The following is a 10,889-nucleotide window of genomic DNA, read 5'->3' as shown; positions in this document are numbered from 1 at the left end:
TGCGTAGTTTATTCTCGAATTTTCATAGCTCAGCTCCAGCGATCTGAGTGTGTGCCTGGTGCGATTATAGGTGAACAACGGTTGGCTGAGGCCAAAACTGAGGCTGTTTCTGTATGTCGTTCGAGTGAACTTGCCGATGTTTTCCCGTTCGCTCGAAGTTTTCGACCAGTCGAAATTATTGGCTAACGTCAAACTAGCGTCTGTCCATTTCAGGCGTTGATTCACGCTGAATCTCGCTGCGGAGCTTTGAGTCTCAGCCGTGTACCATTCCTGAGTGAATGCATCAACTGTTCTATCTTTCACCAGGCTAAAAGGCGTCAGATCGAATCTGAATTGCGATTTCAGCGATGCTTCTTCGGCATTCAGACTAGCTTCCGCACTCTCCAGGCTGTTTCGTGCCTGCCGAATAGAGGGGCTGTTCTCCAGAGCAATCTGCAGTGCATCCTGCAATGTGAGCGCTTCGGAGAAACCTGTCGAAGGCAGCAACAGCAAAGCTGTTAGTGCGATCAGCATTGCCGGGAGGATGATTGCTGGATACCTTGCACGTGACGTCTTGTGATATGCACACATACTTTTAATCTTCCTTATATAATGAATAGATTCTGATTCATCACGCTTACCGCCTGACCCATTTCACCGCGTCGGCAGTCACGAAGTTCATATCGCCTCGATCTGTCAATTCTACGCTGTTCTCTCCAACCTGCAAATGAAAAGTCCCCAGCAGATTCCAGCCCTCCTCGGAAGCATTCAGATCGGCGACAATCTTGTCAACACCATCCTCATGATACACAAAGAACGTTTCCTCGCCTTTATCAACACGTCCTCGACCGCGTCTGCCCCAGCGAGGCATTTCCAGATTGGGATTATGGAAATAAACGTCGTATGTTCCTTCTTCTTCAATATTCGCGCTCCACGACACCCTGAAGCCGCCATCCCCGGTTCTCTTGTAAACACCTGAGTGGACGAATTCGCCATAGAACCGGCTGTCAGTGGTTGCTGCCCAGCTTCTTGGAAGGTCCCAGAAACGTATGCCTTCGTACTCTTCTGCCTCAACGTCAGCAGACGCAAATGTGGTCAGCAGGAAGTTTCTGAAGCGGTTCATTTCAGCGAGAGTCAGCACCATGAAACCGGGGTCCTCGTTGTCGACTACCATCTCACCGGCATCCGATTGAGGAGCCGTCTCAAGACTTGTCAGTATCTCCCCGTCGAACGGCTCAGCGTTCTTGTCAAGTTGCCTGTCACCGAAATGCACTTGGATGATCGATGGGAGGTTCAGTGACACATAGGTCTCTATCACCATCTCCGATGGCGGCTCATCAAGGACGATTCCGATCTCCTTCCGACTGTTGGAGGGAATGACCACAGATCTTTCAGCATCGTACTTCTGTGATCCTCTGCGCCACCAGGGAACCAGCGATTGTCTGCGATTGCCGAGGCGAAAGCCGAGAGTGACGAGTCCATCTACAGCCTGAGGGTTGGATATCGACAACTTGGTCTGCACACGGGTCCTCTCGCGATCGTAGACTTTGTAGCTCTCAACATCCCTTATGATGTAGCCGGGTAGGAGTGTGTCGCTGTACCACGACTGGATGAGATTCGGCACATTGATCGTCGAGAAATCTTCGATTGATGCTATGAAGCTGTCGGTCAGCGCATTTGTGAACCGGTGGTCTCTTATGAAGTCGCTTAGAATCGTCGTGAAATTCTCGCTTCCCACGTCGGCTTCAAGCAGAGCGAACAGATACCGGCCTTTCTCCTTCATCACTGTAGATGTGATGTCAGTGTCGAAATCTCCGGTGATTACATCAGCAAGAGAATTCTCTCTCAGAACGACATTTGCCTTTTCCGCACTGGTCAGTCCGCTCCAGGACCGCCAGCGGGTATCCTGGGGCGGGGTGGCCCGATTGAAAATGTACGATTCGAGGGCGTAGTTTATCGCCGGCCATCTCTGAGATACCAGACCTATAGAGTGCGATATGAAATTCGGCAGGATGTGATAGCGAGGCTCTATCCCGTTCTCCTGAAGAAAATCTCTCGGATCGCTCTCGATACCGAGCAAATCAGTTCGAACGAAACCGGTAAAGTACTGTGCTTGAATCTCCTCGGGCGACTCAGCCAGATTCGCGCGCTCCTGACGGCGAGTTCCCATGTGCTGCATACGGACAAAATCTGTCCCTGCGCATATCGTTCCCAATTCAGGGAGGAGCACGATCTGTGGCTGGACGGTTTCCTTCGAGAATGTCCAGAGGCGATCATAGCAGTAAAACTGCGTCGGAACTTCGACAAGATCGAGCCGATTATATGGGTAATCGAGTCCAATCTGCAATTCGTAGTCGTTTCTCATTTCACGTATGAGGTAGGGGAGGGAGTCAACTATCTGATCGAAATATTTGTCGAAGTATCTATGTCCCGGGAGTATGTGCAGGGCATATACCGTACTGTCGACTTCGATAGAGAGCGACTCATATCTGCCCACAGCCAATGATACCTGTTGCAACGGAACATCCGGCCTAAATGAGAAACTGCGGTCTGATGTAGTCGTGTCAATAGTTGTTCTTCCCTGAGAAATTGCGGTCAAGTCATGCCTGACACGGACATCCAGCTCGAAGTTCACAAAGTCACGCGTTGCTGATTTCGGATAGCTAAGTCCGTCAGTCAAACCTGTTACAGGATACCAGATTGTCTCCGGAGTTAGAAGAACGAAGTCATTTTCGATGAAAGCATACCGTTTCGGCACGGAGAAGAGAAACCAGGAGAATATGCCCTCGATTCGCTCTTCATCGAGATCAAGGTAGCAGATGCGCTCGTCAATAGACCCGGAATACGTGATCGAAATCGTGTCATTGGCTCCCGGAATCAGCGGTCTGCTCGATTTGATCCACAGCAAATGCTCGTTTCTGCGGAAGTTGCATGGATTTGATGCCGACGCCACCGAAGTGACGGTCAATCCGGGATTCAGCACGATGAGAAGAGAGTCAAGATCGCTTCCGGTGTGATTGACGACAACCAGATCGGCTACAGCGTTAATCATTCTCCCATTATGGTCGAGCTTAATCGAGCAGTCGATGGTGGTTGCAATCGGGATGTCAGTAACAGTGCAACTTGTCTCTTTGAGCAGTGTTCGAAAATCTCTATTTTCGAGATTGTCATTCATGTAGTTGTATCCGAGCACACTTGCAGCCACGAAGGCCGCGAGGGAGACTGTTCCAACAATAATGTTGACCAGATTCGACTGACGCAACCTCTTCATGAAAAGGATTGACAGCCCGATTAGAGCGAGACCGAGCAGGAAATATGCTCCCCGTATGGCGAGCAGGCTGTCTGCATTACCCAGTCCGACAAAATCACTGTACATGACCGGCAGGTAGAATGCAAAGATGTCGAAAACGAAGAACATGTGCCGTCCGAGATAGATGAGAGATGCCACTTCGAAACCGAGCAGGATCACGAACACGACCGCCTGACTCCGAATCAGATTCATCAGCAGTGATGAGATTCCAATCATGAAGATCAGTGTTGGGAGGTTCAGCAGCAGCGCATAATAGACGTAAGGTTGCCAGGCGAACGGCGTATCTGAGAAAATCACATGGAATGCGAATCCGATGAGGAGGACAAGTGCATTCAGGAGTGCAAAGACAGCGAGAATTCCTGCTGACTTGCCGATGATGTAGTCGGCATTGGTCATCGAGCGAGTGTGGACTACTTGAGTCGAATCGTGTTTGCGGTCGCGCTTGATGAAATCAGATGCGAGAAAGGCGGCGATTGCCCCCTGATACACGTTCAGCAGCTTGAGATTCATCATCGGAAGTGATCCGGCGAGCGCGTGAAATGGATATGGTACCTGTCCCGCTTTCGTCGCAAAACCGATGTTCATTACGATTTCCACGAAAAGACCGATCAGTACGAATATCCGGAACGACCAGTCACGCAGAAGCAGTTTGACTTCATAGACTGCGATTGTCCAGATAAGAAATGGCGATATCACGTACGTTCTCCGATCAACATGTCACCATGCCTCATACTCTGCGAGGACATTTTCTTCTCCACCGATTCTCTGCATGAAACAGATATAAGCGTCCTCGAGATTGGGAGCTGCAAGAGTGGTTTTGTGCCCGCCCAATTTCTTGCCGACAAGCCTGACTTCCCAACCTTGCTCTGAAGGTACAGTGGAGATAACGGGATAAGTCCTCTTCAAATCATCAAGTTCTGCATCTGTGGCGCTACACATCCATACGTTCCCTTCAGCCGATTCTATGAGAGATTGAGGAGAACCGTTGAAGACTATCTCCCCTTCGTTGAGAATGGCCATGTCTCCGCAGGTTGATGAAATATCTCCGACAATATGAGTCGACAAAATAATAATCATATCCTTTCTCGAAAGGTCAGCGAGCGTGTTGCGAAATCGAAGTCGCTCTTCCGGATCGAGCCCGACGGTCGGTTCATCTACGATCATAATCTTCGGATCACCGATCATCGTTTGCGCAATACCGAGGCGCCTTTTCATCCCTCCCGACAGTTTTGTAGCTCTTCGCTCGCGAACATCGAAAAGGCCGACCTCCTCCAGCGCACGGTCGACTTGTTCGAGCCGCAGCTTGCGACCACGCAGCCCGGCGAGCCGTGCCGAGTAATCGAGGAATTCCCACGTTTTTAATCGTGAAAACACGCTGAAATCCTGCGGGAGATACCCTAGCATCTTCCTGATATGTTTTCTGTTCTTATGCAGATCGAGACCGTCTATCGTAACCTCTCCGGAAGTCTGCTTCATCAGAGTTACAAGAATCCTCATCAGGGTGGTCTTGCCCGCGCCATTTGGACCGAGCAGGCCGAACATGCCGCTGCCTATGTCGAGATTGACATCTTTGAGGGCTTGCTTACCACCCTTGTATTGCTTGAAAAGATCGTGAATGGCAATTCTCAACCGATTATTCTCCAGTGTGACAACTGAGTGCCGGGGCTACACGCCTGACGATACAGCAAACATCATCGAACCGCAATACGAAAACGGTCGCTCCGATCGTACTGATCCGTACGGTGAGTGCGGCTTTATGTTGCAGCAGCTACTATGTAGCGGCCGCGAGCAGATTGTGGAATCACCCGAAGCCTGCAGCGTTCATTCTTGCATATTCACCGCGAGTGTTGTTCTTAACCACACTTCCTGTTTTTCAGGCATCTCTGGGCGCTTGTCACCCGGAGGACCACCACCACGTCCGCCGCCTCTACCGCCCCCGGGAGGCATTCCTCCTCCGGACGGTCCGTCTCCACCACGCATCCCGGATGGACGCTGACCCATTCCCATGTCGCCCCATTCTGCCCCAATACCCAATACATGACCGGGGTGAACACCGAGGCCGTAGAATCCATCGGTGCATTCATGCAGTGGAATCATGAATTCGTAGTTGTAGAAGCCCTGTTCCGATGCGTAGGCTACTGCCGGACCGTTGAGTCCTTCAAAATCGAGATCTTTCGGCAGATACCAGCGTGATTCATCGACAAGGGTGAATTGATCTGGCTGTGACAACTTCTCATCCATCTTCTTGCGCTGTTCCTCGTCCATCATTCGAGTCATGGCATCTGAATTCGGCTCCATAGCCTCCGTCATCTCTTCTTTTGTGATTCCGCCTACATATCGGATTGAGAGGTCTTTACTCTTCTTGCCTTTGGCATCGAGCCAGATCGTCAATCCTGTCATCTTGATCGATCTTGCCCACATGGGATCTCGAAATCGCAGATAGATGAAGAGGTTGGAGGAGTCATTGGCCATTCCGAGCACAGCGCCTTTGTCTTCGAAGTATGTGATCGGAATTCCATCCCAGTCGCCGATTTGACCATCGACTGACATCGGATCACTTGCCCATTGGCCGGCGATATAATTAGACTTGCAGCCAATCAACGCAGCAGGAATCAAACCGACTGCGGCGATTACAATCACCGACTTCCAACACTGAGTTAGACTAGTCATCCACACCTCTTCCTACATATCGTGACGATAACGAACATCGATTTCGCATCAGCGGCGAAATCAGCTAATTACGTATCTGACACAGTCCGGTACAGAAACTTGCAAGAAATCAATGTAGAGGGGATGTCACTATTATTGAAAAAGCCCATCCATTAGGGGACGGGCCTTCTTGTAATCGCTATTGTTAGTCCACGAGTACTTTTTCGAGTCTTTCGCAGATATAATCGATCTCGCTATCACCGATGATAAGTGGTGGGCTGATTCGGATCGTGTGGTGATGGCTGTCGTTGGCCAGCATATCCATTTCGAGAAGTTTCGAGCAGAATTCCATGGCATTACCGTTCTTGACCTCAATGCCGATGAACAGCCCTTCGCCTCTAACCTCTTTGACATGCGAAGAACGCGAGGCGATGTCGAGGATTCTGTTTTTCAGGATCTTGCCCATTGAGGCTGAGCGATCTGCAAGTTTCTCATCCTCTATAACACCTAAAGCAGCGATGCCTGCGGCACAGGCGAGTGGATAGCCACCGAATGTGGAACCATCGGAGCCGGGTGAAAACGCCATGTCCATCAGTTCTGCGCTTGTGACCATGACAGATACAGGGACAAGTCCGCCGGAAATCGCTTTGCCGAGGACAATAGCGTCCGGAATGACATTCTCGTGTTCGAAGCAGAACATCTTGCCGGTTCGACCGAGGCCGACCTGAATTTCGTCGAAAATCAATAGCAGGTCATTCTTATCCGCGAGTTCGCGAAGTCCTTTAAGGAATCCGGGGGGTGCCGGATACATTCCGCCTTCACCCTGCATCGGCTCAACAAGGATTCCGCAAGTGTTCTCATTCATCAGGGATTCGACTCCGTCGAGATCACCGAAATCCACAGCTTTGAATCCGGGAGTCAGCGGACCAAAACCTTTTTTGTAATGCTCGTTTGTCGAAAATGAAATGACAGTTATCATTCTGCCGTGGAAGTTATTCTTGAAGACGATTATCTCCTGCTTGCCGTCAGGTATCCCTTTCTCATGGAATCCATAATAGCGGGCAAGTTTGACAGCAGTCTCAACAGACTCGACTCCTCCGTTCTTCGGAAGTACCTTGTTGCCTTCACCGCCAAACCTTGGAGCGAGGTTCGGAAGCATGGTGGCTACTTTCTCCAGAAAGGAAGCGAGGAGGTCGGTGTAGACGACGTTGGAGACAACTGATCCATATCTTTGCTGCAGAGCATCAACCAGGGCAGCGACGATTGTCGGATGATTGTGCCCCTGATTTGCCGCGCTGTATGCCGCGAGGCAGTCAAGAATTTTCTTGCCATCTTGAGTGTATAGCCAGGCACCTTCTGCTCTCCGCACGACGGTTTTCAGTCTGCGATAATGATGGGCTCCAAATGTGCTTTCAGATTTCATTACTTCAGTATCCGTCAAACTCGAGAAGCCAGTCTTGTCCGTGGGCGTCTTCTGAGCCTTGGTCGATTCTATCATGATGTTATCTCCTTTCAGCTTGTCAGAACTCTGCCCCTCAGGCACCGACCTATATAATGTTTAAGTCGGGTTTGTCAAGTCCAGCGTTAGTTATCCAGGCCGAAATCGTAACAACAAACGAGACCGTTCCGGTTCATCTTATTATTGAATTTTGGCTGAGCTGTCGGGATGGATCATTTGAGTATATGTTGTCTCAATAGGAACCGGGTCAATCAGCTTCCTGAACCATCGTGCAATGGGTGAGGTGAATATCGAAATCTTCGCCGAGTAGACATACGCGTTAATGTGAAGTCGCGGATATGTCCGGATACTCTTCTGCCAAGTCGCTGCGTCCGGGAATAACATGTCAGATCAGACAGACTCGAATAAGCGTTTTCGGGTCAAAACTGCGGGCTGACAAGCATGAGTGGGGAGCAGCTGCCGACTTTTGATCTCTCTTCACGTGGGCCCATACGGAGTACGCACACTCGCGGATGCTAAAGGCAAGAAACTCAACCGGTTGCAGCGCCTCTTATTTGCGACCAATATTACCGATGTTATATGATAAGATTTCTGAAATCAAAATATCTCTTGACATGTGGTCAAGCAGGATGTATTTTGTTTGTAAGGTACGCCAAACCTAGTATACTTTTTGTAGCGCAAAGCATTACAAGTTTGCAGTCGAATCCGAATTTAAGACCATAGCCAAATTATGCTTCTTACCGAATAAGAAGTCTTGCTATAAAAAGTTTACCATCATTTAAAACTTTAGTCACACATATAAGTGTTCTGGAAGGAGGGAGACTCAGCTCTTTTTCATGATAGGCCGATACATGTGGGGGAAGTATTGTTGCCAAATCAAATCGTAGAGTAACCAAATCTTACCTGCAACGGAGGGAGAGTTCATGTCAACAACCAAGAAGGTATTGCAAGTTTCTACAGCGATGGCTTTCATTGTGGCGCTCTTTGCCCTTGCCTTCGGTGAGGTTGTACCTCATCCTGAAGATCTAGAATTCAAATTGAGCCAAACAAAGGTAGCCAGCCCTGGTAGTTCCTGGCCTTCAAACCCGAATGCATCTATCGGGACAATAGCTCCCGATGGATACAATCCTGGTCCCAGCCCAAATTCGGTGTTGGCCGATAGGCCCGACAAAGCGGCCTACAACGGTCCCACAAACGAAGTCGATCCGAGCAAGATCCGCCAGGGTGGAGACGTTTGCGCCTCCGCCACGGTCATCGGAGCTCTTCCGTATGACGATATGGGAACGACTGCTGGGTACGCCGATGATTACGAAGAAGTGGGCGTATTCACGTGCCCATACGATTCGGATTCTCCAGACGTGGTCTATTCGTTCACACCCGGCGCGAGCATGCAGATCACGATTGATCTTTGTGCCTCGGGTTATGACACGAAGGTCATTGTCTATGAAAACGATTGCGCAGCCGCAGCATATGACTGCGATGATGATGGATGCTCAGGTGGCACATACAGGTCCCTTATTGAGGGCATGGCTGTCACTGGTGGCAACACCTATTACATCGTGATCGATGGCTACGGTGGCGATTACGGCGATTATGCTCTTCACGTCGAAGAGTACATATTCGAAGAGTGTATCGTGGAATGCCCGACTGGCGCCACCATGGAAAGCGAAGCCTGCGGCGACGACGGTAACGGCGGCTGCAACATGGTGACCCCGGCCTGGGAACCGATTGCCTGTGGTGAGACCGTTTGCGGAACCATCTGGGCGAACACTAGCACCCGTGACACAGACTGGTACGAAGTGTATGTCGGAGCTCCGGGTCCGATCACATGGACGGTCGAGGCCGAATTCGATGTGGTAATCGGATATATTGCCGGTTGCCCTGACGGAGCGCCGTCCTGCGGCTGTGCGGCATCGCTCGATCCGTACACTACCGGTTCCTGCAACGACGTAATTTCTGTTACGTACACTGCGACGGCTGCCGGCTACTACTGGTTCTTCGTCAGCTCCAACGGCTGGTTTGATCTGCCATGCGGCTCTGAGAACGACTATGTTGCTACTGTCTCTTGTGGAGGCGGCGGTACTGGTCGTTGCTGCTATGGCGATCCGATGGCCCCGAATTGTGTTGATGGAATTGAATACGCCGAATGTGTGGACACCTATGGTGGCACATTTGCCGGTGGCCTCAACTGTGTCGACGATCCGTGTCCGGTTGAGACCCCATGCGCAGACTGTCCGCCGGAAGGCGTTGCTGAGAGCGAGCCATGCGGTTCCGATATGAACGGTGGCTGCAACATGGGCACCCCGACCTGGGAGCCGATTGCATGTGGCGAAACAATCTGTGGAACGGTCTGGGCCAGTGGCTCCACGCGTGACACCGATTGGTTCGAGCTGGTTCTCACCGCTGATGCCAATATCACATTCGAGTGCGAAGCCGAATTCCCATTCGTAGTCGGTTACATTGACGGCTGCCCGATGGGTTCGCCGGATTGCGGCTGCATTACAGCCCTCAATCCGTACGCGGTGGGTGATCCCTGCACAAGCCAGCTTATCAATATGGATCTGACCGCCGGAACACACTGGTTGTTCGTAAGCGCTTCGGTTTACGATGGCTATCCATGCGGCGCGGATAACGACTATGTAGCTACTCTGACCTGCGGCGAGCCGCCGGTTGGACGTTGCTGCTACGGCGATCCGTTCAGCCCGTCATGCGACGATGTCACCCCGAGCGAATGCGCCGGATTGGGTGGCCAGTGGGATGGCACCAAGAACTGCGTCGATGATCCTTGCCCGATTCCTGAAGGCAACGACGAGTGCATCGGTGCCGAGCTCATGACCAGTGGCATGGAAGTCAACGGCACCACAGTTGGCGCCACGATCGACTGCCCCGGCGTCCTCGACTGGAATGCCGTATGGTATTACTTCGAAGATGAGTATGCATGTGCCCATGCTACCATGGACTACTGCGACGTAGCTACCCCGCTCAATGTTGAGTGTCTTGGTGTGGTCGTTTACGCACAGTGCGACGACTGCCCGAATTACATTCTCTACACGAGCAACGAATGGGTGGATTGCGGTACTGCAAGCTCGCAGCCGATTACACACTTTGATTACCTGACAGGTCCTGCGACCTACTACTATCCGGTATTTATGGGTGATGGGAGCTGTAACGGTATCGAAATTCCATTCTCGTTCCGCTTCACGTTGCTTGAATGCCCACCGCCTGAGCCTGGTGATAACTGCGATGATCCTCTCGTGATTAATCTACCGGGTGATCTCGATTACCTGGATGCAGGCCAGACGACCTGCGGACGACAGAACTTCGTATCGGAGACCTGTCTCGGCAGCTATGACGGTGGTGAGGACATTCACTACGTGATTAACGTGGCGTCGGCAGTTGATGTCGATGTTAAGATGGATCCTCTCGGTTCTGCCACCTGGACCGGTATGCTTATCGACGATGCCTGTCCGGCTGATCCGTCAACCTGTCTCT

At 51.1% G+C, this 10,889-nt stretch carries 6 protein-coding genes; 1 reads left to right on the top strand and 5 read right to left on the bottom strand.

Annotated features, from left to right (window positions below; genetic code table 11):
* From KKH67_10770 to rocD, 5 genes are all read right to left on the bottom strand, one after another.
* The coding region (locus tag KKH67_10770) for a TolC family protein (GenBank protein MBU1319659.1) at positions 1–570 on the bottom strand (570 nt) is incomplete at its 3' end.
* A 46-nt stretch (positions 571–616) separates the two neighbouring features.
* Positions 617–3,985, bottom strand: a complete 3,369-nt coding sequence (locus KKH67_10765; GenBank protein MBU1319658.1) for a hypothetical protein — start codon at positions 3,983–3,985, stop codon at positions 617–619.
* A gap of 21 nt (positions 3,986–4,006) precedes the next feature.
* The gene (locus tag KKH67_10760) at positions 4,007–4,918 is read right to left on the bottom strand and encodes an ABC transporter ATP-binding protein (GenBank protein MBU1319657.1); all 912 of its coding nucleotides are present in this window, start codon (positions 4,916–4,918) and stop codon (positions 4,007–4,009) included.
* A gap of 192 nt (positions 4,919–5,110) precedes the next feature.
* Positions 5,111–5,959 (bottom strand): hypothetical protein, encoded by an 849-nt coding sequence (locus KKH67_10755; GenBank protein ID MBU1319656.1) that lies wholly within the window; start codon positions 5,957–5,959, stop codon positions 5,111–5,113.
* Positions 5,960–6,143: 184 nt separating this feature from the next.
* Positions 6,144–7,436, bottom strand: coding sequence for an ornithine--oxo-acid transaminase (gene rocD, locus KKH67_10750; protein MBU1319655.1), 1,293 nt, complete (start codon positions 7,434–7,436; stop codon positions 6,144–6,146).
* An 884-nt stretch (positions 7,437–8,320) separates the two neighbouring features.
* Between rocD and KKH67_10745 the strand changes: the two genes are divergently transcribed.
* On the top strand, positions 8,321–10,889 hold a 2,569-nt coding region (locus KKH67_10745), incomplete at its 3' end, for a hypothetical protein (protein ID MBU1319654.1).

The organism is Candidatus Zixiibacteriota bacterium (genome assembly GCA_018820315.1).
Taxonomy (GTDB): Bacteria; Zixibacteria; MSB-5A5; order JAABVY01; family JAHJOQ01; genus JAHJOQ01.
The sequence above is the reverse complement of the archived record's forward strand: the minus strand, read 5'-3'. Positions and strand labels throughout refer to the sequence as shown.

Bases quoted from the DNA above. Each gene is read 5' to 3' on its own strand.
- rocD (MBU1319655.1), bottom strand. From the start codon at position 7,436: ATGATAGAATCGACCAAGGCTCAGAAGACGCCCACGGACAAGACTGGC.
- KKH67_10755 (MBU1319656.1), bottom strand. From the start codon at position 5,959: ATGACTAGTCTAACTCAGTGTTGGAAGTCGGTGATTGTAATCGCCGCA.